Annotated in this window: 20 protein-coding genes; 10 read left to right on the top strand and 10 right to left on the bottom strand. The window is 45.7% G+C overall.

What is annotated here, in order from left to right; all coding sequences use genetic code 11:
- Nucleotides 1–4 precede the first annotated feature (4 nt).
- The 3 genes from DFP75_RS13020 to DFP75_RS13010 are packed head-to-tail and all read left to right on the top strand — an operon-like array spanning nucleotide 5 to nucleotide 3,258.
- Nucleotides 5–955: a 4-hydroxyproline epimerase gene (locus tag DFP75_RS13020; RefSeq protein ID WP_281270076.1), complete on the top strand. Its 951-nt coding sequence runs from the start codon at nucleotides 5–7 to the stop codon at nucleotides 953–955.
- On the top strand, nucleotides 952–2,199 hold the full coding sequence (locus DFP75_RS13015) for an NAD(P)/FAD-dependent oxidoreductase (RefSeq protein ID WP_110576355.1): 1,248 nt from the start codon (nucleotides 952–954) through the stop codon (nucleotides 2,197–2,199). Before DFP75_RS13020 ends, DFP75_RS13015 begins: the two co-directional genes overlap by 4 nt.
- 39 nt (nucleotides 2,200–2,238) lie before the next feature.
- Nucleotides 2,239–3,258 (top strand): Ldh family oxidoreductase, encoded by a 1,020-nt coding sequence (locus DFP75_RS13010; protein ID WP_110576353.1) that lies wholly within the window; start codon nucleotides 2,239–2,241, stop codon nucleotides 3,256–3,258.
- Between the two features lie 21 nt (nucleotides 3,259–3,279).
- Here DFP75_RS13010 and DFP75_RS13005 read toward each other — a convergent pair whose 3' ends face one another.
- Nucleotides 3,280–3,951, bottom strand: a complete 672-nt coding sequence (locus DFP75_RS13005; protein ID WP_110576350.1) for a GntR family transcriptional regulator — start codon at nucleotides 3,949–3,951, stop codon at nucleotides 3,280–3,282.
- A gap of 140 nt (nucleotides 3,952–4,091) precedes the next feature.
- Nucleotides 4,092–4,508, bottom strand: a complete 417-nt coding sequence (locus tag DFP75_RS13000) for a TonB-dependent receptor (protein ID WP_281270075.1) — start codon at nucleotides 4,506–4,508, stop codon at nucleotides 4,092–4,094.
- A 241-nt stretch (nucleotides 4,509–4,749) separates the two neighbouring features.
- Here DFP75_RS13000 and DFP75_RS12995 point away from each other — a divergent pair, with 241 nt between their 5' ends.
- Both DFP75_RS12995 and gabT read left to right on the top strand, forming a co-directional pair.
- On the top strand, nucleotides 4,750–6,216 hold the full coding sequence (locus DFP75_RS12995) for an NAD-dependent succinate-semialdehyde dehydrogenase (protein ID WP_110576348.1): 1,467 nt from the start codon (nucleotides 4,750–4,752) through the stop codon (nucleotides 6,214–6,216).
- Nucleotides 6,217–6,307: 91 nt separating this feature from the next.
- On the top strand, nucleotides 6,308–7,585 hold the full coding sequence (gene gabT / locus DFP75_RS12990) for a 4-aminobutyrate--2-oxoglutarate transaminase (protein WP_110576346.1): 1,278 nt from the start codon (nucleotides 6,308–6,310) through the stop codon (nucleotides 7,583–7,585).
- Between the two features lie 80 nt (nucleotides 7,586–7,665).
- Here the strand turns inward: gabT and DFP75_RS12985 are convergent, their stop codons facing one another.
- The 7 genes from DFP75_RS12985 to manD all read right to left on the bottom strand — a co-directional run bounded on the left by DFP75_RS12985 (nucleotide 7,666) and on the right by manD (nucleotide 15,489).
- Entirely contained in the window at nucleotides 7,666–8,649 is a 984-nt protein-coding gene (locus DFP75_RS12985) for a TRAP transporter substrate-binding protein (protein ID WP_110576344.1), read from the bottom strand.
- A gap of 216 nt (nucleotides 8,650–8,865) precedes the next feature.
- Complete coding sequence (locus tag DFP75_RS12980) at nucleotides 8,866–10,323, bottom strand: mannitol dehydrogenase family protein (protein ID WP_245927056.1); 1,458 nt, start codon at nucleotides 10,321–10,323, stop codon at nucleotides 8,866–8,868.
- 17 nt (nucleotides 10,324–10,340) lie between these two features.
- The gene (locus DFP75_RS12975; protein WP_110576340.1) at nucleotides 10,341–11,615 is read right to left on the bottom strand and encodes a TRAP transporter large permease; all 1,275 of its coding nucleotides are present in this window, start codon (nucleotides 11,613–11,615) and stop codon (nucleotides 10,341–10,343) included.
- On the bottom strand, nucleotides 11,615–12,160 hold the full coding sequence (locus tag DFP75_RS12970) for a TRAP transporter small permease (RefSeq protein ID WP_110576338.1): 546 nt from the start codon (nucleotides 12,158–12,160) through the stop codon (nucleotides 11,615–11,617). The genes DFP75_RS12975 and DFP75_RS12970 overlap by 1 nt, the downstream gene beginning before the upstream one ends.
- A gap of 85 nt (nucleotides 12,161–12,245) precedes the next feature.
- A complete protein-coding gene (locus DFP75_RS12965) occupies nucleotides 12,246–13,202 on the bottom strand; it encodes a TRAP transporter substrate-binding protein (RefSeq protein ID WP_110576336.1) in 957 nt (318 codons plus the stop codon).
- 46 nt (nucleotides 13,203–13,248) lie between these two features.
- Nucleotides 13,249–14,271 carry a Zn-dependent oxidoreductase gene (locus DFP75_RS12960; RefSeq protein ID WP_110576334.1) on the bottom strand — a complete coding sequence of 341 codons (1,023 nt, stop codon included), beginning with the start codon at nucleotides 14,269–14,271 and terminating at the stop codon, nucleotides 13,249–13,251.
- A gap of 6 nt (nucleotides 14,272–14,277) precedes the next feature.
- The gene (gene manD, locus DFP75_RS12955; protein ID WP_110576332.1) at nucleotides 14,278–15,489 is read right to left on the bottom strand and encodes a D-mannonate dehydratase ManD; all 1,212 of its coding nucleotides are present in this window, start codon (nucleotides 15,487–15,489) and stop codon (nucleotides 14,278–14,280) included.
- A 217-nt stretch (nucleotides 15,490–15,706) separates the two neighbouring features.
- Here manD and DFP75_RS12950 point away from each other — a divergent pair, with 217 nt between their 5' ends.
- Nucleotides 15,707–16,432, top strand: a complete 726-nt coding sequence (locus DFP75_RS12950; RefSeq protein WP_110576330.1) for an FCD domain-containing protein — start codon at nucleotides 15,707–15,709, stop codon at nucleotides 16,430–16,432.
- Between the two features lie 46 nt (nucleotides 16,433–16,478).
- Here DFP75_RS12950 and DFP75_RS12945 read toward each other — a convergent pair whose 3' ends face one another.
- Nucleotides 16,479–17,417, bottom strand: a complete 939-nt coding sequence (locus DFP75_RS12945) for a LysR family transcriptional regulator (protein WP_110576328.1) — start codon at nucleotides 17,415–17,417, stop codon at nucleotides 16,479–16,481.
- Between the two features lie 357 nt (nucleotides 17,418–17,774).
- Between DFP75_RS12945 and DFP75_RS12940 the strand changes: the two genes are divergently transcribed.
- The 4 genes from DFP75_RS12940 to DFP75_RS12925 all read left to right on the top strand — a co-directional run bounded on the left by DFP75_RS12940 (nucleotide 17,775) and on the right by DFP75_RS12925 (nucleotide 23,040).
- The gene (locus tag DFP75_RS12940) at nucleotides 17,775–19,664 is read left to right on the top strand and encodes a HAMP domain-containing methyl-accepting chemotaxis protein (RefSeq protein WP_110576326.1); all 1,890 of its coding nucleotides are present in this window, start codon (nucleotides 17,775–17,777) and stop codon (nucleotides 19,662–19,664) included.
- 397 nt (nucleotides 19,665–20,061) lie between these two features.
- Nucleotides 20,062–21,087: a TRAP transporter substrate-binding protein gene (locus DFP75_RS12935; RefSeq protein ID WP_181417029.1), complete on the top strand. Its 1,026-nt coding sequence runs from the start codon at nucleotides 20,062–20,064 to the stop codon at nucleotides 21,085–21,087.
- Between the two features lie 79 nt (nucleotides 21,088–21,166).
- On the top strand, nucleotides 21,167–21,721 hold the full coding sequence (locus DFP75_RS12930; protein WP_110576324.1) for a TRAP transporter small permease subunit: 555 nt from the start codon (nucleotides 21,167–21,169) through the stop codon (nucleotides 21,719–21,721).
- A complete protein-coding gene (locus DFP75_RS12925) occupies nucleotides 21,718–23,040 on the top strand; it encodes a TRAP transporter large permease (RefSeq protein ID WP_220032642.1) in 1,323 nt (440 codons plus the stop codon). The genes DFP75_RS12930 and DFP75_RS12925 overlap by 4 nt, the downstream gene beginning before the upstream one ends.
- The last annotated feature ends 83 nt before the right edge of the window (nucleotides 23,041–23,123 follow it).

The following is a 23,123-nucleotide window of genomic DNA, read 5'->3' as shown; positions in this document are numbered from 1 at the left end:
CACAATGATAGTTGTTGTCGATAGCCATACGGAAGGCGAACCAACCCGCGTAGTACTCGAAGGTGGCCCTGATCTTGGGTCTGGCCCTTTGGCTGAACGCGCCAAACGCCTTGCCACAGAACATAAAGACTTTTATCGCTCTTTGGTGGTGGAACCTTACGGCCAAGAAGCCATGGTTGGCGCACTGTTGGTCGAGCCAACAAACCCTGAGTGTGTGACTGGAGTGATTTACTTTGATGCTGCAGCGGTAATTGGCATGTGCGGTCACGGCACCATTGGTCTTGCGGCGACCCTCGCTCACATCGGCAAGATAGGAGTAGGCACCCATAAGATAGAAACGCCCGTGGGGATAGTCGAAGTTACTTTGAGCGACAGCAATACTGTTACGGTGCAAAACATCGACAGTTATCGCTTCAAAAAAGCCGTTACTCTGGAAGTAGAAGGCGTTGGTACGGTTACTGGGGATATCGCTTATGGCGGTAATTGGTTTTTTATTGTCGATGAAAGCCCAACCCCCGTATTACCCAGCAACATTCGGACATTGACCGAAGTGGGGATCAAGGTACGAGAAACCATTTATGCCAATGGCATTGAAGGCGAAAACGGCGGCATTATTGATCATATTATTTTTTATGGTCCAGCCCTGACAGACAAAGGGCACAGTCGTAATTTTGTTTTGTGCCCAGACAATGCGTATGACCGCTCGCCTTGTGGCACTGGTAGCTCAGCCCGCTTATCCTGTTTGGCGGCGGATCAGCGTCTTGCTCCTGGGGAATCAATCTATCAGGAGAGCACCATCGGCAGCGGTTATACGCTGAGTTACCAGCGATCCACGTCCGCGCAAGCGCCTGCTGGCGCTATCGTGCCGTCCATCACAGGGCAAGCCTTTGTGACCAGAGAGGCTAAGATAATGACAAACGCTACGGATCCACTGCGTCACGGAGTGTCTCTATGAACGCCCAACATGATGTCATCGTCATTGGAGCAGGCATCATTGGCATAAGTACGGCTCTAAAACTACAGCAACAAGGCAAGCAAGTGCTTGTGTTAGACAGCAAAGGGGTCGCAGCAGAAACCTCCTCTGGCAATGCAGGTGCATTCGCGTTTGCCGATGTGATTCCACTGGCAACACCAGGCATTATGCGCAAAGCACCAAAATGGTTGATCGATCCGCTCGGCCCTTTGTCTTTGCGTCCCGCCTACGTACTCAAAATTCTCCCTTGGATGCTGCGTTTCTGGCGCGCGAGTTGGAAAGACAAATACCAAGCCGCTTTGGCAGCGCAAGCCAGCTTAATGGACTTTTCAAAAGCCGCGTTAGAACGCCAGATAAAGGCCGTTAATGGCGAAGCCATGATTCGTCGAGAAGGGCAGCTACAGCTTTATGAAGGCCAAGCAGAATTTAATGCCAGCCTTGCTGGTTGGCAAACTCGCCAAGAACACGGCGTGGTGTACGAGTTCCTACTAACGCCAGAGGCGATCGCCAAAGTCCAGCCTGGTATTCACCCTAGGTTTACTCATGCCGCTTTTACCCCAGAATGGAAAAATGTCGTCGATCCAAAAATATGGACTGAGCATTTGGCCAATGAGTTTGAAAAACTCGGCGGTAAAGTCGCTATTGCAGACGTTCATGCCATTGATTTAAAAGAGGATTCGGTGAGCTTAAAATGCGATTCAGCGGACTATGAAGCCAATCAAATAGTACTGGCAGCAGGGGCTTGGTCAAAAGCTTTAGCGCACTCCATTGGAGACAGTTTGCCATTGGATACTGAGCGAGGGTACAACACAACCTTGCCCGCTGGTGCCTTTGATTTAAAAACCCACCTCACTTTTAGTAATCATGGTTTTGTGGTCACCAAGGCGGGCGGTGGCGTACGAGTTGGAGGGGCTGTCGAGTTAGGTGGCTTATCATTAGCGCCAAACTTCAAGCGTTCCGAAATTTTACTCAATAAAGCCGCTCAGTTTTTACCGAATCTGAATGTTGAAAATGGCAAGCAATGGATGGGCTTTCGGCCTTCTATGCCTGACAGCCTGCCGGTCATCGGCTATTCCAGCCAATCTAAGCGGGTGATATATGCATTTGGGCATGGTCATTTAGGCTTAACTCAATCGGCAGGCACCGCGGAATTGGTCGCAGAGCTGATACATCATCAGCCTTCAAGTATTCCGCTTGATGCCTATTCTGCTCTGCGTTTTAAGTGATTTAAAACGCCTTTTATCGAATCTTGGAGACGCCACACCATGAGCGACAATATTACTCTTAGCTTAAGCCAAGTACGTGAACTCAGTGAATCTGTTCTCTTCAGCAATGGCTTTAATGCTGAGCACGCCAGCGCTATTAGCGACATTATTTACACGAACCAGCTAGGAGATTGCCACTCCCATGGTTTGTATCGCTTGTTTATGTGCGTTGAAAGCATTCGCTCTGGTCGCGCCAGCGGCACGGCAACACCAACCATTAGCGATGCGGGCCCAGCGGTTGTTCGCGCCGATGCAAACGATGGCATTTCACTCTTGGCAATGAAGGCAGCGATGCCGCTATTAATCGAAAAGGCGAAGCAGAACGGTGTTGCAGCATTAGCAATAAATCGCTGTTTTCATTTTTCAGCACTGTGGCCAGAAGTGGAAATGTTGTCAGCGGCAGGTCTTGCAGGTATGGCCATGCTACCAAGTCATGCATGGGTAGCACCAGCTGGCGGTAAACGCGGCTTACTAGGAACCAATCCTTTTGCTTTCAGTTGGCCACGTCATGGCAAAGCGCCATTTACTTTTGATTTTGCCACCAGCCAATTCGCTCGCGGTGAAATTGAGCTGTACCGACGCGCAGGCAACCCACTACCAGAAGGGGTCGCAATTGACAGTGAAGGCAATCCGACGACGGATGCCAAAGCCGCCATGAATGGCGCAATGCTGACGTTTGGAGGACACAAAGGCTCGGCTTTATCCTTGATGATTGAATTAATGGCAGGGCCATTGATAGACGACCTGACCAGCAAAGAAAGTATGGCTGCAGCTGGCGGCAAGCCAGAAGCGCCATATCATGGTGAAATCATTCTGGCGTTCGATCCTAATATGCTCAGCGGTGGTCGTGTCGCCGAGAACAACGACCGCGCAGAACGTCTGTTTGCCGATGTCATCGAGCAAGGCGCGCGCTTGCCATCACAACGACGCCAAGCGGCTCAAGTGTTTAATCTTGAACGTAATGAATTAGAAATTCCACGCGCGCTTTACGAGGATTTATTAAAGCTAAAGAAAGGATAATAAGAATAGGGCACAGTGCGTTTACTGGGCCCTAGTGTGTTTAACAAATTCTATTACTTGGTTTTTAGTGTTTACCAGATGACGGCGAAGTTGCTCTGTCGCCCCAAGCACATCACCTTGGCGCGCCAGTTCCAGTAATTCATGGTGATCATGGCTGGCGCTTTCACGCTTATTTTGCTTATCGATATGCATGCTGACATAGCGGTTAGCCTGCAAAGTCACTCTTACTAATAGCGCTTCTGTTAAATGACGGCCAGCTGCTTCATACAATTTCGCGTGATACTGTCCATTAAGCGGCCCCCATTCGGCGACGTTACCGGCTTGATAGGAAGCATCCATCGCGTCTAATAACACTTCGCACTCAGCCACCTGCTGCGCAGTTATATTTGGGATCGCACGCTGAAACAAATCGACTTCCAGTAAAATACGAACATCAAAAATTTCGGCGATTTCTTCCAGTGAATGCTGAGTCACCGTCGCGCCGCGATTATTCTGGAACACCACTAAACCTTCGGCATCAAGACGCTTCAAGGCTTCACGAATAGGCATTCGAGACACATCGTATTCTTCTGCTAATAATTCCTGACGAATCAACTCGCCTTCAGCAAGGTCGCCAGACAAAATACGCTGACGTAAGTCTTCGGTAATCACATCGGGTAAGCTCTGACGAACAACCGCTCTTTTTTGCGCCAATCTACTACTCCTTCGCGAGCTGAAACTTCAGAATCAAAAGTGTCGAATATTGGCCTATTATACGCAAAAGCGCCGCTAACGTGAGATTAGCGGCGCTTTTTTTAGTGCATTAATTTTATCGTTTTAAGCAGTCAAAACCGTTAGAACGTAAGATTACCTGTCACGCTGTAGGTACGACCCAAGGCTGGATAACGACCCACAGGGCTGGTATCAACACCGCGGAAGTAGTATTCCTTGTCAAAGAGGTTATTTACCGCCACATCAATACTCAACTTAGTGTTACCTTGTTCATAAAGATCTTTACTAACATTAAGATTCCACACCGTATAAGAAGGTATTTTCCCTAACGAGCCGCTCGCGTTTTCCTCTTTGGTATTAGCCGAATCCGAGAAAGCGTCGCTGTAGTAGTAACCCGAGATCGTTGATTGGTAACCAGCTAGGTTGTAACTCGCATCCCAAGAGATCTGATGTTTAGACGCATCAACCAGAGTATTGCCTTTATCATCGCCTTCTTCATAAGTCGCATCGAGGTAGGTATAAGCCAAACCTAAGCTCAAGTCAGGTAAAGACTCATCTGCTCTTTCCAGTTGGTTATTTTTTATCGCCCTACAAAGCTTTATTTCCCCTTGCGTGATGAACTCTCTATTACCTAGCCTCTAATGTTTGAAGGGCATCAAACATTGAATTGATAGCTTCTCATTTTTCAAACTCTGACCATTGCCTACTATCGATAGACATTAAAAGTGCGGCATTGTGATGTCCACTCACCATCCTCCGCAATATAGTCTGGAGTGTTTTATGACAGCAATACTATCTCAGCCTTCTTTACTTAAAAGTCACTCATACATTGGTGGCGAATGGGTAGAAGCCAAATCTGGCAAGACCTTCGCCATTACTAATCCGGCGAATGGTGAACACATTATCGATGTTGCGGATTTAGGCGCAGACGATACAACACAAGCTGTTGAAGCGGCTGAAAAAGCACAGAAAGAATGGCAAAACCGCACAGCGAAAGAGCGCGCGACCTTATTGCGCCGTTGGAACCAGCTTATTCTGGACAACCAAGACGACCTAGCGACATTGATGACCTTGGAGCAAGGCAAACCATTTGCCGAAGCGAAAGGCGAAGTGGCTTATGGCGCGTCTTTTATTGATTGGTTTGCCGACGAAGCACGTCGTCTGAATGGTGATGTGATTCCTACTTTTGCCAAAGACAAGCGCGTATTAACTATTAAACAGCCAATTGGTGTGGTGGCAGCTATTACGCCTTGGAACTTCCCAATTGCCATGATCACGCGTAAAGCAGGCCCTGCATTGGCCGCAGGTTGTGCGATTGTCATCAAACCCTCTGACGAAACCCCTTTGTGTGCCTTGGCATTAGCAGAATTGGCGCATCAAGCAGGCATTCCAGCTGGTGTATTGAACGTGGTTGTCGGTAAAGACGCGAAAGCGATTGGTGGCGTATTAACGGGCCATCCAACGGTACGCAAATTGTCTTTCACAGGCTCAACGCCAGTGGGCAAATTGTTGCTTTCTCAGTGCGCACAAACCGTAAAACGTACGTCCATGGAATTGGGCGGCAACGCACCGTTCATCGTATTTGACGATGCCGACCTAGACGCGGCGGTCGAAGGCGCCATTGCATCTAAATACCGTAACGCTGGCCAAACTTGTGTTTGCGCAAACCGCATCTTGGTACAAGAGGGTGTATACGATGCTTTTGCAGAGAAACTCGCCAAGCGTGTTGCAACCTTCAAAACAGGCGATGGCTTTGCCGAAGGCGTCAACATTGGTCCACTGATCAACCCAGCGGCGATCAGTAAAGTGGAACAGCTTGTTGGCGACGCCATGGCAAAAGGTGCGAAAGCGCTCATCGGTGGTGCAAAAGCCACAACCGCTGGCACGCAGTTCTTCGAGCCAACTATTTTGACCGGTGTGACGGAAGAGATGGACATTTTCTCTAACGAAATCTTTGGTCCAGTCGCGCCATTGTTCAAATTTAAAACCGAAGACGAAGCCGTTGCCATGGCAAACAATACCCCATTTGGTTTGGCATCTTACTTCTATTCCCAAAATATCGCCCGTATCTGGCGTGTATCTGAAGCATTGGAATACGGCATGGTGGGCATCAACGAAGGCATTATTTCCAGTGAAGTCGCGCCTTTCGGTGGTGTTAAAGAGTCTGGCAGTGGCCGTGAAGGTTCCCAGTACGGCATCGATGAATACGTTGAAATCAAATACTTGTGCATGGGCGGTTTGGCGTAAGGGCATTCTTACCAAATCACTCTATCCCGATTAACTGAGCGGTATTGAAACCGCTCCATGTACAGAGCTTGCTCTAAAGGTGAAAGACGATATGAACAACGCAGATCTACAAAAACGCAAAGAAAGCGCCATTGCTCGTGGGCAAGGCAACATGGCTCCAGTGTATGTTGACCGTGCTCTGAATGCAGAAATCTGGGACGTGGAAGGCAAGCGTCACATCGATTTTGGTGCGGGCATCGCAGTGGTTAACACAGGTCATAACCATCCAAAAGTAAAAGCTGCGGTTCAAGCACAACTTGAGCGCTTCACTCACACTTGTGTGATGGTTAGCCCATACGAATCCGCGGTCGCATTGGCAGAGAAGCTAAACGCAGCGGCACCAGGTAACACGCCGAAAAAATCTATCTTCGTCACAACGGGTGCCGAGGCGGTAGAAAACTGTGTCAAAATCGCTCGTGCCTACACAGGCCGCCCAGGCATTATTGCCTTCAACGGTGGCTTCCATGGCCGTACCAACATGACCATGGGTCTAACGGGTAAAGTGAACCCTTACAAAATTGGTTTTGGTCCTTTCCCAAGCGATATTTTCCATATCCCTTACCCAAATGACTATTTAGGCATTACTGAAGAGCAAGCACTTGCTGACCTTCAAATGCGCTTCACTTGCGACATCGAGCCTTCTCGCGTGGCTGCAATCATCATCGAGCCAGTACAAGGCGAGGGTGGTTTCTATATCGCATCTGCAAGCTTCCTACAGAAACTTCGTAAGCTATGTGACGATCACGGTATTCTATTAATTCTTGATGAGATCCAAGCAGGTTTCGCGCGTACTGGTACTATGTTCTGCCACGAACAAGCAGGCATTGAAGCGGATCTTATGACAGCGGCAAAAGGCATTGCTGGCGGCTTCCCAATCGCAGCGGTGGTGGGTAAAGCAGACATTATGGACGCACCGATTCCTGGCGGCTTAGGCGGCACTTACGGTGGTTCTCCAGTAGGTTGTGCAGCAGGTCTTGCAGTATTCGATGTGATCGAAGAGGAACAACTGTGTGACCGCGCAGTGAAAGTAGGTGCTCACTTCGTTAAACACCTAAATGCTATGCAAGCTGAGTACCCACAGATTATTGGTGAAGTACGTAATGCAGGCGCGATGATCGCGGTGGAGTTTGTACACGACGGCGATGTAAACAAACCTTACCCAGAACTTGCTAAGAAGCTGTCTGCAAAAGCGGCAGAAAATGGTCTAGTTCTACTTTCTTGTGGTATTCGCGGTAACGTAATTCGTTTCCTACCTGCTTTGACCATCGAAATGGACATCATTGATGAAGGTATGGAAATCTTCAAACGCTGCTTTAAAGAACTTGTTTAAGTTTTAGCGTGACAACAAAAATGCGGTTCTGAATCATCAGAACCGCATTTTTTATACCAATCAAACGTGCCCAATAACAGTCACTCCGTTCTATAGTCACTAATCATCTTCTGCAGCTGTACCACACGCTCAAAAGGCACACCATTTACTTGCTGATTCATTGTCGCTACTGACGCCTTAAACGTTAATAGCTCCTCTTCTGTTGGTTTATAGACCGTTATACCAGCATCAACCAGTGCTTTGTGATAATTGTCTTCTGATACTTTCACCCATTCAAACACCTCTTTCTGTGCGGCAAGCGACAGGGTCGTGAACTGTTCTTTTTCGGCTTGGGTTAAATTATCCCACCAATATTGGGAAGCCAACACCAAACGGGCAGACATAATCACCTTGGCATCAGTAAAATATTTTAACAGGCCTGTATGGTTGAAAATAATCGGCACAGACGATGCGTTTAAATACCCATCCGCAATGCCGACACGCAACGCATTAGGCACCTCTGAAAAGGGAATTAATACGCCATTCGCACCCATCTTTTGAAAAATAGTAAGCTGATTCTCATCTAACGCCCTCATACGCAAGCCGGACATATCTTTGACCGTTCTAATGGTTTTCTCATCATTAAAAATGCCTAAAAAGCCACCCGTTGGTACAACCGCTAATATCCGCAGCCCTTCACCTGATAAGCGTCTATTCACACTATCAAGATAATGGCTGTTTACAAAAAAGTTATATTGATGATCTGTGTCTTTGAATATATAAGGAAGCTGCAAGACCCGCATTTCAGGAACAAACTGCGCCGCTGAAGAATATTGGGACATAGATATGTCTAAGGTCCCTGTACGCACCATAGAAAGGCGTTCGTTTTCCCCTCCTATACTGTTACGAGGGAACGACTCAGTCTCCCAACCCGCTTCATTCAAAGAGAGCAATAAGTTGTCGACGTATCGATATGTGCCAGAACCTTCTCGATTAGGAGCGGCATCTAAAGCGATACTCACAGAAGCAGCATGAGCGGTAAACGCCATTAACAAAGTGGAGGTCAGTATCATGATTTTTTTCATATCGCTGCCCTAAATGTCTGTCCTAAAAATAACAAAAAAGTAAAAATTGCTTTTACCAATATGTAATTAACAATACACCCTTCATCTCAGAAAAACTTTTCGAAATGTCAGCTTTTGGTTAAAAATTGTATCCTGCCACTGCATAAGTTCAACCGATAAAAAAGGCGCTCTTATTAAAATAAGAGCGCCTAGTAATCATGCTTTGCCATTCACCTATCAAGCTTGTTGGTATATTTTCTCCATCAAGCTCTGAACCTTAACGCCCGCTAACAGGTCATCTAATAAGTGCACAAGACGTGACAATACTGCCTCGTTTGTAGCCAGAGCCGCAGGGAAAATATCGTTACGCTGCAATAGAGAGGCAACTAAGCTGACCGAATCACCTCGATAACGCTTCACCAACTCAAACAAAACACCTTCAAGCGGATCATTAATACTCTGCTGATTCTGCTCCGCATTACAAAGAAAGGCCATCCAACCAGCAATACCAAGCTCAATCCCTGGTGCCGCCAGTGTTTTTGCCTGCAATTCCGTTAAGCCACTCAACCAGCGTTGTGGTAGTTTTTGGCTGCCGTCCATCGCAATTTGCTTGAGTTGGTGCTGCAAACTGTCGTTTTCAAACCGTGCTAACAGCAGCTGGCAATACGTCGATAATTCCGCTAGATCGAAGCTAGGTAAAGTCGGCGCGACTTCTTGCATCATATAATGTTCAAGAAAGGCACGAATTTTCTTGTCTTGCATCGCATCAGCGACCGTTTTTAAGCCAGCAATAGAGCCCAAATAAGCTAATAATGAATGGCTACCGTTGAGCATCCGCAACTTCATCATTTCGTAACTGGACACATCAGCCACCATCTGCACACCTGCAGATTCCCACTGCGGACGACCAGCAGGGAAGTTATCCTCTATTACCCACTGACTAAATTGTTCACACTTCACCACCGTAGGCTCAGTGATGCCTGTGTCTGCTTTTATCATCGCAAGATCTTGCTCTGATACCGCAGGAACAATGCGATCTACCATGGAATTTGGAAATGCAACGTTGCCTTCAATCCATTGGGCGAATTCATCATCCTGCGTCTTGGCTAACGCCACTACGGCGCCTTTAGCACGAGCACCGTTATGTGGCATATTGTCACAAGACAACACAGTAAAGGCAGCAAGGCCTTTAGCACGACGTTGTTTTAATGATTCTAGGATCAACCCCAAAGCCGTTTTAGGTTGTGATGGCGACGCCATGTCGTGTTGAATCTCAGGCGCATCTAGCAACAACTCGCCAGTAGAAGGCGATAAATAATAGCCTTTTTCTGTAATCGTTAGCGTCACAATCTTGGTCGCAGGTGCATTCATTTGCGCAAGCAGTGCTTCTCTACCTTCATCTGAGCCACAGAAAAACGTGTTTTTAATTGCCTTAATTTCTCTTAGAGTTGCATGGCTCGTATCAGCATATTCCACCACATGATAACAATGCTGCGCCGCATGCATTTGCTCAACCAGACTATAATTGGAGCGAATGTTGGCACTGGCAATCATCCAATCACCGCCATGCACAGCAAGCGTTTGCTCTACATAGACGGCTTGATGAGCGCGATGAAAAGCCCCTAAACCAATGTGGACGATGCCGATATCATGCTTACTAACGTCGATCTGGCTCTTTATATCTTGTACTTTCATTATTTATATAATCCTAATTAACCCAACAGCGAAGGCAGCCATAATGAAATAGCTGGGACATAAGAAACCAGTAAAAGCACAACAAGGTTACATAACAAGAAAGGCCAAATCGCTTTTACAATTGCCGTCATAGGCAATTCACTGATACCTGCGGCCACAAACAAACACACCCCAACAGGCGGCGTTGTTAAGCCGATAATCAAGTTAAGCACAGCCATCACACCAAAGTGAATGGGATCCATGCCTATGCCTTCCGCCACTTTTAATAACGTAGGGAATAGGATAATCAGTGCCGCGATGGTTTCCATAAAACCACCAACAATCAATAATACGATGTTGATAATTAGGATGACGACCAATGGGTTCTCGCTGATGCTAAAAATAGCACTCGCCAGCATTTGTGGAATTTGCTCACTGGTTAGAATCCAACCGAATAAATTCGCCATCCCAACCAATAACAGCAAGCTGGTAGAACTTAAAACAGTATCAACTAATAATTTAGGAAGATTTTTCCAAGTCAGGCCTTTGTAGACAAACATGCCGACAACAAAAGCATAAAGGCTAGCCATAATCGAAGCTTCAGTTGGCGTAAAGAGCCCACCTATGATCCCGTAAAGGATGATAAAGGTCATCAAAAGTGCCCAGAAAGCCCCTTTACCTACCGTAAAGATTTCCTTTAAGGTTGCGCGCTTTTCACGAGGGTATTGACGCTTCACGGCAATAATATACGCCGTCACCATCATAGCTAAACCCAGCATGATACCGGGGACGACACCCGCTAAAAACATTTTGCCAACGGAAATACCGCTTAATGAACCCACAATAATCATCGGGACGCTAGGTGGAATAATCGGTCCAATCGTCGAAGACGCCGCTGTAACGGCGGCGGCAAAAGGTTTGTCATAACCACTTTTCGCCATACCAGGAATCATCACAGCACCAATACTTGCCGTATCGGCAACGGCCGTACCGGAAATACCGCCAAAGATCATTGAGCCACCAACATTCGCTAGACCAAGACCACCACGAATATGACCTAATAACGCATTACTGAAGCGAATAATATAATCGGTGATATTACCCACGTTCATTAAATTACCAGCCAGTATAAACCCTGGAATACAGAGCAATACGAATGAATCCATACCGGCATATAAACGTTGAGGCACTATTGTTAAAGGGATTCCCGCCATCGTTAAATAGGTTAGTGAGGCAATCCCCAAACAGAAAACAATTGGCACACCCACAAGTAGTAATAGAAAAAACACGGCAAACAATAAAATGATTTCCATTATGAGGTTACCTCTTGATCATCTCGATCGAGCAATACAAGCACAACACTCATAAAGCTATAAAACGCCGTTAAGGCAAAGAAAAAACTCACGGATAAAAAAGCCCAATACATTGGGACTTCCAAAGCAGGAGAGGTTTGCCAACGCCCAACTTGCGCGTATTTAATTGCATACGGCAGAATATAAATGGCAAAGCTACCCGCCAAAAGGTGGCAAAAAATTTGATATACCTTGTTCCAGAACCTATTTAATGCACCTTGAAACAGTTCCAGCCGCACATGGCGATTATGACGAATCACCAACCCTGAGCCCATGACGATAAGATATACAAATAAATAGCGAGAGAGTTCTTCAGTCCAGATAGGAGAACTGGGCAACAAGAAGCGAGAGAAAACTTGCAAAACAACAACGGCTGCAATTGCCAGCAAAGCCGATACGGCTAATACAGAAAATACCCAATCAGCTATGCGCAATAACAATTGGATGCCGTATTCCAACTTGCCAATATAGCCTTTTGGGTTATTGGTTTGAGATGAGGTACTCATCGCACTTTTCTCCAAAAAAGGCCCGTTCTTGCTGGTCTACAACAAAAACGGGCGTTTGAAACGCATCTAGATTTTTTATAAAAAACTAGATCTTGTTATAAAGTGCAAGTTGCTCAGGTGTAAGCGATTCTTGTACTGCTTTTTGAGCCGCAGCTTTAAATGCTTCAAGATCTGGTTGCACAAACTCCATGCCACGAGACTCTAGAGTAGAACGCAACTTCGCTTCATCTGCGGCAAACATACCATGCTCATAACTTTGCATTTGCTTACCAGCTTCTAAAACAATAGCGCGCAAGTCTGCAGGCATGCTGTTTAGCTTGTCTTGACCAATTACCACATAAATCCAGCTACGAACGTGACCCGTCAAATTCACATATTTCTGAACTTCGTAGAAGCTCGCGCTGTTAATCAAGCTTAGTGGGTTTTCTTGTCCATCAATCGTATTCTGCTGTAACGCAGTAAACACTTCACTAAACGCCATAGGAATGGGTTTGGCGCCTAATGCTTGCCACGTTTTCACAAACAAAGGAACGTTAGGTACGCGCAACTTCAAACCATCTAAGTCGCTTGGAGATTGAATTTTACGGTTAGATGTTAGATGACGTGGACCACGCTCAAACCAAGCAATAGGTTGTAGCCCGGTACGCTGAGTAATTTGATCCGTGATTTCTTTACCCACTTCACCATTAACCGCTTTTTGCAGCTGTTCTGAGCTAGTGAACGCATAAGGAACCGCCATCAAAGCCGCTTTTGGAGCCCAGTTTTGTAGCGACTCACCTGTTATGGTCATATCCGCTGTACCAAGCTGAATGCTATTGATCACCTCCATTTCTTTACCCAATTGCTCATTAGGGTAAAGCTTAACGTCGATACGACCATTGGATTGTGTTTCGGCTACTTCTTTGAATTTCAACGCGGCTTTATGCCAAATATTTTCTTCATTGGCAGGGTAGCCAAACTTCAAAGTAACATCGGCAGCGTGAGATAGACCCGCCATCAATATAGAAGAAATAACAGCGGCTTTTAGCATTGGTTTAATCATGGGGAACTCCGTTTTTATTGTTAGATTTATATTATGGGTTTATCAATCACTTACTCATCTCAACAAGCACTTTACGAGTGAGTTCTGGGTGGTTTTCCATTAACTGAATACCATCGCCAATGTCGTTTAACGCGATTCGATGGCTGATTAAAGCCAAAGGATCCAAACGGCCTGACGAAATCATTTCAAGCACTTGAGGAAAACGGCGGTTATTAAGGCGAGAGCCAACTATCGTCAGCTCTTTCTTAATCACTTCAATTTGCGCAAGATCGCTTGGCGTAGAGGTAAAGCCCAACAAGCCAATGCGTCCAGCAGGGCAGGCGATACGTAAAATTTCAGGTAGAAGAGCAGGAATACAAGCAGCATCGGCAATCAAAGGTACACCTTCACCGTTAGTCCATTCTTGGATACAGTCTTCTACTTTGTTTACTCGACTATTGATCACGTCCGTTGCACCAAGCGCTTTGGCTGTTTCTAAGCGCTCATCAACAATATCGGTAACAATGATGCGTTCGATGCCCATGGCTTTCGCCACTTGCACGATCGTCAGTCCAATCACGCCAGCGCCGTACACCAGCAAGGTGTCACCAGCAATCGGTTCCATGCGCGATAAGACATTCGTTGCAATAGAATACGGCTCAACTAATGCCGCTTGCTCAAGCGTGACATTATCTGGAAGCACTAATACGTTGCTTGCTGGTGCACTGGTGTATTCGCCAAAGCCGCCATTACGGTGTACGCCAAACACTTGCAATTTTGCGCATACATTAAAACGACCAGCGCGGCAGGCATAACATTCGCCGCAGCTAATAACAGGGTCGACGCAGACTTTATCGCCTACTTTAACGTGCGTAACGCCTTCGCCAATCGCTGCAACAACACCCGAAAACTCATGCCCTGTTATGCGAGGAAATTGAACGAATGGATTTTGCCCATGAATAATGTGAAGATCAGATCCACAAATTCCGGCAAAGGCGGTTTTAATCAATACCTCACCCGCTTCTGCAACAGGCTGTTTGGTATCGATCAATGCATAGTCATTTACATTTGCTACTTGAAACGCTTTCATAGTTTTCTACCAATTCCACAAGGTGCCATCTTCTAGGCGGTTCACCGGAAGATAGGCTGGTTTATAAGGGTATTTAGCCGCAAGCTCTTCATCAATGTCGACACCGTGGCCAGGTACATCTCCCGGTGTAAAGAAGCCATCTTTGAACTCATACGCATGAGGGAAAACAAGATCCGTTTCCTTGGTATGCGGCATGTGTTCTTGAATGCCGAAGTTCGGCACCCAAGTATCAAAATGAAGCGCAGCCCCCATACAAATAGGGGAAAGATCCGTCGCGCCGTGGAAGCCTGTTTTAACATGAAATATTGACGCGAAATCGGCAATCCGACGAACATTGGTTATGCCGCCTGCATGGGTAATAGTGGCGCGGATATAATCGATTAGCTGATTTTGAATCAACTCTTGGCAATCAGACAGACTATTGAAGATCTCACCAATCGCGAGCGGCGTTGTCGTATGCTTACGAATCAATTCATAGGAAGACTGATTTTCAACAGGCGTACAATCTTCTAGCCAGAATAAGTGAAATTTCTCCACTTCTTTACCCAAACGAGCGGCTTGGATAGGAGTAAGGCGATGATGAACATCGTGCAGTATATGCAAGTCTTCACCGAACTCTTTGCGTACAGCAGCAAAGAGCTCAGGAACATGATTAAGGTACTTTTCCGTCGACCATACATTCTCAGAAGGTAGCGCAGAGTCTGCAGGCTCATAAGGTTTGCCCGCTTCTTTGGACACACCATAGGTCGTTGGTATACCTGGTATGCCACATTGCACTCGAACCGCTTTGTAGCCTAGTTCAACGTGCTTACGAACTTCCTCAAGACAAGAATCGATATCTAGCCCAGTGGCATGACCATAAACCATCACTTTTTCACGGCTTTTGCCACCCAACAATTGATACAAAGGCATACCAGCGAGCTTGGCTTTAATATCCCACAAAGCAACATCAACAGCGGCAATCGCCGTCATGCCAACAGGGCCTCGACGCCAATAAGCACCACGATACAAGTACTGCCAAATGTCTTCTATTCGCTGTGGGTCTTTGCCAATTAGGGTAGGGATAACATGGTCTTCAAGATAAGAAACAACCGACTTTTCACGACCGTTAAGCGTCGCGTCACCAATGCCATAAACACCTTCGTCTGTTTCTATCTTTAATGTGACTAGGTTGCGACCTGGACAGGTCACTATTACTTTTGCAGATCGAATTTTCATAAACTACGATACCTAATTATTTTTTTTGGTATGCCAAATACCTATTATTTTGACAAAATAGCTGAAAAATTCACGCCTAACAAGTAGAAAAGACAAAATTGGTATACCAAATCACAATTCCCTGCCACTGAATTGATTAAAATATCGACTTTAAGTACAGCTTGCGTAAAAATGGCATACCAGATTATTGATAATGAAAGTAACTAAGAATCCTCCTATGGCAGAACGACTCTACAGAGAAATTGGCGAGAGCATTAAACAAGAAATTGCAAAATCCACAATGAAGATTGGTGATAAGTTACCAACGGAACGTGTTTACGCAGAATTATTTGGCGTCAGCAGAACCTTGGTAAGAGAAGCCTTCATCATGCTGGAAATTGAAGAGCTGATAGAAGTTAGAAAAGGCTCAGGCAGTTATTTGAAAAATAGTCTCTCTTCTTTACAGGCCATAGCTCAGGTCTCGGATGTCGGTCCGTTTGAGCTATTGCAAGCGCGTCAAGAGATTGAAAGCTCAATTGCCGCCTGCGCAGCACCAGTTATCACTAAACATGACCTACAAAAACTGCAGGATATTCTAGATATCGAAAGTGCAGAATTAGAAATTGTTGAAAAAGCCAATAGTGCAGATCGAGACTTTCATCTCTCTATCGCTCAAGCAACTCAAAATACCGTCTTGCTTGATACAGCGACTCGCTTATGGGATATGAAAGATGGCAATCCTATGTGGAAAAAACTCCACGCTCGCATACAAGACACGTCATATCACGATCAATGGTTAGACGATCATAGAAAGGTACTCGTTCAGCTGCGCAAACGAAATGCAGAGGGAGCAAGACAAGCCATGTGGCAGCATTTAGAGAACGTTAAACAAACCTTATTTAAGCTGTCAGATACGGAAGCCCCAGATTTTGATGGCTACCTTTTTGCTCAACCGCATAATTAGTTATACGGTTGAGGTTTGCTGCATATTTCGAGCTGTGTCAAAACCTCTAATACGGTGCCGAAATGAGTTCTTCAACGGTTTGATGCAACACTTTCAGGAATAATTCACGAGGTTTATTAGGCTGAGTGGTTTTCTTACAAATCACCGCAACACCTAAGGTGTAAGAGCGGTGTTCAGGCGCGACAGCTACAATTTTCCCAGACTCTATATAAGCCGCAGCATAGCGTTCTGGCAAAAAGCCGATATAACGACCGGATAAGATCAGCGCCAGACGACTGTCATAAAAATACGAAATCGCCGTGAGGTTCATTCCTGAAATTTGTTCACTGATCGCTTCGTGCGGCTTTAATCCCGCGTGAGTCGCTGGAAATTGGTTAACCTGTTCGTTCTGCTCTTCGGCAGACATCAGCGCCAAAGGGTGATCCTTACCACAGTACAGATAACAATCGTCGCTGTATAAATGCACGTAACTTAGTCCGTCCAGTTTACGATGATAAGGAATAAAGCCGATATCAGCCTCGTCATTCAAAATCATGCGTTCAATGTTCGACATGGAGGACACGTTAGTAGTGATCGATACTTCTGGCGCTTCAGTGGAAAAGCGCTGAATCAATTCAGGGAAGTGACTACGCGGATCTAAACTCACTTTGTCAGAAAGCGCGAGGCGAAGCTTTCCCGTCAAGCTGGCGTTTAAGTTATTAACAGTGGTTCGAAACGCGTCTAATGATTCGAGTAAGTTCTCGGTCATTTTATAAATGATGACGCCTTCTTCCGTAAGAGAAAAACCACCACGGCCACGCTTACACAAAACAAGATTCAGACGGGCTTCTAGATTAGAAATATGCAGGCTAATGGTCGATCGACCAATATTAAGAGAGGTTTCTGCAGCCGAAAATCCACCGCAATCAACGACGGTTTTAAAGACTTTTAACTGTTTGATTTCATAATCACCGACCTGTCCCAGTGAATAATTTTTAACGCTCATTGCCTCTCCCCACCTGTACTAACCTAATCGTCGCAATTTAAGTTCGTTGATTCTCTAACTTTACATTGATTTAAGCTACTTTCATCCCCCTTTCTGCTTCTTTAAGGTAAGAGATGTCGGCTACCGCAGACAAAATGCCTTCATGACGGCGTTTTGTGCATTCAGGATGATTCGTATCCGCATGGTTATACCCTGAAATGATTTGGCAATGCTCTTAAGTTAACAACTGGATACAGGCCTTTCATTTCGTTCTTCCAGCACGTTATTTTGGCCTGTTTGTCTTACTTGATAAACAGGCCTTTTTTGTCGTTTTGATTGCTTGCCCTTCTTTTTAGAAAGGGGTTTAAAGGAGGTTATATGTCTATCGCGTTATCCGTTCGTCAGAAGCTAATTGCTATTGTGGTGTTGGTCTGTATTGGTTACGCAGGCTTTGGAGCTTATTCCATTTATAACTTATCGCAAATGTCCAGTGCCTCAGACGATGCCACCGAACTAAGCAGACTCACCAGCGAAGTCAAAGACGTTGAAATTGCCCTGCTAAAATTTGAACGCGAAATGACCACTCTCTCCCCTGATAACATTGATGCGATCAGCGCAACATTAGCGGATATCAAACATGCCACTTCTACCGGGTTCAGCATTCGAGCGGATTTACTCGATACCCAAGGTAAGACTCTCTTAGCAAACAGCCAAGCTCTACAGCCTAACTATTTATCCGCGCTTGAAAACAACCTGCAAAACTTAACGACACTTGGGTTAAGTAGCAACACTGGCGCACTGGGTCACTTGAATCAATCTGCACAAGCGTTAGCGGAACAGCTCAAATCATTAGCAAGTTTTGCCGCCAGTTTCAAAGAGGTGAGGGCGAAAGAAAAAGACTTTCTGGCTTACAGCGATGCGACACACCAAGAAGACCTTCAGACCGCGATTCAAACGCTCAAGAACAATGTTAATAACATCGGCTTTGGCGATGTCTTCGGCCCAATGATTCAAACCTATGAAGATGCCTTAGCACCGGTTATTGCTCTCTCTATTGCCATAAAGGAACAACAACGCGAACTCACAACATTAAGCAATCAATACACGCAAGCCATGGATGAAAGCGCCTATTACCTGCAAAACACCTTACTGGCTAAGGCTCAAATACGTTCAACAGAAACAGCGACACAAGCCCGTAGTTCTTTGGTGATCGCCTGTATTGTATTGGCGCTGGTTATCGGTTTTATCTTGTCGACTGTGATTCGCTCTTTGAGTCGCAACCTAACAGCCGTATTAGCCGTATTAAAAGAGGTGGCGCAAGGCAAGCTTCGTTCCCGTCAACAGAACCAAGATTCCAGCAATCCAGATGAATTCCAACAGCTTTTTATTGCTTCCAACCAAATGTCCGATAGCCTGCGCTTATTGATCAGTCACTTAATTAATAGCAATGAAAAGCTGGTGCTCACGGCCGATGAGCTGGACAGCGGTATTCAAACCATCGTCAGCGGCAGCGAGCGTATACGAGATCGCAGTAACACCTTGGCTGCCTCTACAGAAGAAATATCTGCCACCGCAGATACAGTGCAGTCTATGACACAAAATGTGCAGAGCGTCGCCAATGTTGCTTATGAATCCGCAACCAGCGGTGTCACTGCCATGCGTGACGCCATGACCAGCATTAGCGATGTGGCGGACACTATTCAAGATACTAACGAACGAGTTGATCGTCTTGGTGCGCTGTCTAAAGAGATTGATGTGGTTATTGAGCTCATCGTCGGTGTCGCAGAGCAAACAAGTCTATTGGCTCTTAACGCCGCCATTGAGGCTGCTCGTGCTGGGGAAGCTGGCCGAGGCTTTGCTGTTGTAGCCGACGAAGTTAAAACGCTTTCAGAGCAAACGGTCAAAGCATCGGGAAGTATTACAGAGAAAGTCGAAAATATTCAGAAAGAAACACAAACAGTCATTGATGCTATGACGCTGAGCCTTAAGAAAGTTAGCCGAAGTAAAGAGCAAGGTGAAAACGCTGTCACAACGATCCATCGAGTCGAGCAAAATACACTAGAAGCAATGAACCATACGCAGGAAATTACTCAAGCGATTAAAGAGGTGGCATTAACAACAGCACAAATGGCGCAAGATATGGACATCATTGCTCAGGATATAAAAGACAATCACGCCGCAACCCAATCTATCCAAATGGCGAATAAAAATGTTCATCATCAAACAAACGAATTAGCTCAACAGATACAAGGTTTTGACATCAATTAACGATTTTTAAAGCCTGCTTGAATGATCTGAAAAAATAACACGCCCCGCTTTGGGGCGTTTTTGTTATTGAACGTTATATTCAGATCTATATTTAGAAAAAGCAAAAAACATGCACGTTTTCAACACCATAGATCAATATTATTCACTATAATGATGCACACCTTTCACCTAATATTTGCTCTATTATGGTGCGTTACGCGCGATTTTTGTGCATCAAATTCCTTTAGTTAACTGATTTTAAAAGGCTTTTCACTTTTTTAATTGTTTGATAGCTACAAAACTTTAGATAGATTTTACGCGCTTTAATGGTGACAGCCTTTTTGAAAGTATCGAATACAAGGCGTCACAACAATAAAGACGTGACTTTTTTATGCACTTTTGCACTCGAGGTAGCTCAATGATTAAGACGATACTAAAAGTAAAAAAACGATTGGTTGTAAGCTCTCTAGCGGTAGCTCTTGGATTAGGCGCTGTCGCTTCTTCTGCTAACGCTGCGGATTATAACTGGCGCTTCGCCAACCTATACAGCCGAGGCTCTGCATTTGGTGCAGTGTATGAAGATTTAGCCAAAAACATTGAGACTATGTCTGACGGACGCATCAAGGTACAAGTTTTGTACGACGGTGAAGGTGTAGGTTCTTCTGGCATTTTTGGTGCCGTAAAAACGGGCCTAATCACCATGGGCGCGACTTTCCAATCTTTGAACGCGGGCGAGCTTCCAGCAGGCTTGGTTGAAATCGGTCTACCTGGCGGTACAAGCGACGTTGGTGAGCTAACGACTTTGTTCCAAGAAAAAGGCTGGGCTCCTATCCTTAAAGAAGCGTACGGTGCTCAAGGTCTAGTTTGGCTTGACCCTTACATTCAGCCAGCGGTTTACGTTATCACTAAGGAACCAATCAACTCTGTTGAAGACTTCAAAGGTTTGAAAATCCGTGCGCCAGGTGCATACGGCAAATTCCTACGTAATCTAGGTGCTTCTCCGGTTTCTCTTGCTTGGTCTGAAATTTACACCTCGCTATCTACTGGTGTAATCGATGGGTCTATTGGCTCTAACATGATCGACCACCGCGATGGTAACCACGTTGAAGTAGCGAAATACATGTACCCACTTCCACTAGCTGGTGCACAAGTGTTACCTATCATCGTAAACCAAAGCGCTTGGAACAAACTGCCTGCAGACTTGAAAGCGATTGTTAAAGCGGCGACGACTGTCCACGCTCAAGAGCAAATGACCAAGTCTAAACTTTGGGAATCTCAAGCGGTTGCTGATATGGAAGCAAAAGGCCTTCAGTGGAGCCCAGAACCAAGTGCAGAAGACAAAGCAGCTTGGAAAGCAGCAGGTGCGAAACTTTGGGATGAGTACGCAGCAGCAGACAAATACAGCAAAGAGTTGATTGACGTTCTACGTAAAGAACAGAAATAATTAACCTAGCACTGACCAAAACGGCCTTCTTGATGAAGGCCGTTTTAGTTTTCCGATCCATCCTTACAGGTACAATACAATGATAATGACTGCGATTAGACGCTATTGTCTAGGCGTCCACGCATTGGTGGCGTTCATTGGGAATTCCGTTTCCTACCTAATGCCAGTATTAGCATTTGTCGTTGCTTTCGAGGTTTTCTCTCGTTACATCTTAGACAGTCCAACCATTTGGGCTTACGACACGTCGTTATTTATTTTTGGGTATATTGCGGCTTTAGGCGGTGCTTATGCCCAACAGCAACGCGCCCACATTAATGTCGACATTCTTTACAACAAAGTCTCTGCTCGAACCAAAAGCATATTTAACCTATTTTCATTCGCTCTCGCCATGTTCTTCATGATCATCGTCTGCAAAATGAGCATAGGTAAGTTTGAAGAAGCGCTCGAGTTTAACTACCGACGCCAAAGTGAATGGGCTCCTCAAATGCATCATTACTGGTTAATGATGGCAATCGCTAGCGTGCTGCTAATTTTGCAACTTTCCAGCGACTGGATTGATTCCTTACATCAAGCAATTACTGGCAAACCCTTATTGCCAAAAGCACAGACAGAGCAAGAGGAAACGGCACCATGATTAGTATTGAATTATTAACGGGCATTTTATTCGCCTGCATCATAGCGTCGTTTGCCTTGGGTGCGCCTGTTGGTTTAGCGCTTGGTGGTATCGCCATGGGCATAGGTTACATGACTTGGGGCGATGCGCTCTTTAACGTTATTCCCACTACGCTTGAATCGACACATTTTAGTTTCATCCTGCTAGCCATACCTTTGTATATTTACATGGGGCAATTACTGACTCGCTCCGGCATTGGCGATGCCATGTTCAACGCCAGCCAAATGTTAATTGGTCGAGTACGTGGTTCATTGGCCATCAGTGTGATTGTCGTGTGTTCTATGATCGGTGCCATGGTCGGTATTATCGGCGCAGGTATCATGACGTCTGGCAGTATCGCACTTCGTCCTATGTTGGAACGTGGCTACGACAAACGTCTAGCGCTTGGCGTGATTATGGCTGGCGGTGGCTTGGGTATTTTGATTCCACCCAGCATCCCGATGATCATGTTTGCTTCATCAACACAGAACTCAGTAGGGCGCATGTTTATTGGTGCCTTGATTCCTGCGCTGATCACCATCGTCTTGTTAATCACTTACGTAGTGATTTCTTGTAAGTTGAACCCTAAACGCGCGCCTATGGATGTGGTGCCAGAAGTTCAACCTACACCAAAAGAGAAGTTCCTCACCGCTCGCGATGGCATATTATCTCTGCTGCTGATCGTTGCGGTACTTGGCAGTATCATCATGGGCATCGCGACACCGACCGAGTCCGGCGCGATAGGCGTTGTCGGGGCGATTGTATTAGCGATTTTCTTTAAACGCTTCAAACCACGCATGGTGCAAAAAGCCGGTATGCAAGCGGCGTTGCTGGTCAGTGTGGCAATGTGGATTATTGTTGGCGCGTCGGTTTTCAGTAACTTCCACTTACTGATGGGCGTGCAAAACATGGTAGCCGGCTTTACCCAAGACTTGGGCTTACCTCCAATTGTCGTCATCATGTTGTTCCAATTGATCATGCTGTTGCTAGGCTTCATTATCGATGAATTTATCATCGTCCTAATGTGTGCACCTATCTTCACACCGATTGCTGTATCGCTGGGTTACGATCCTATTTGGTTCGGTATCTTGATGATTCTAAACATTGAGATTGCTGTACAAACGCCACCTTATGGTTTTGCCTTGTTCTACCTAAAAGGCATCGCACCGCCAAGCATCACCATGTTGGATATCTACAAATCCATTACGCCATTTGTATTACTGAAACTTCTGGTTCTTATCATCGTAATGATGTTCCCAGAATTGGTGACTTGGTTACCTAGCCAACTAATGGATGGCTAAAACCAATAATACACACGAAGAACAACGATATTGAAAAGGCGACTCAACTATTTGTGAGTCGCCTTTTTTGTTTAAGTTTGCTC

It is taken from the genome of Marinomonas alcarazii, assembly GCF_003208215.1.
GTDB lineage: Bacteria > Pseudomonadota > Gammaproteobacteria > Pseudomonadales > Marinomonadaceae > Marinomonas > Marinomonas alcarazii.
Note: the sequence above shows the minus strand (reverse complement) of the source record. Positions and strands in the feature narration are given on the sequence as shown.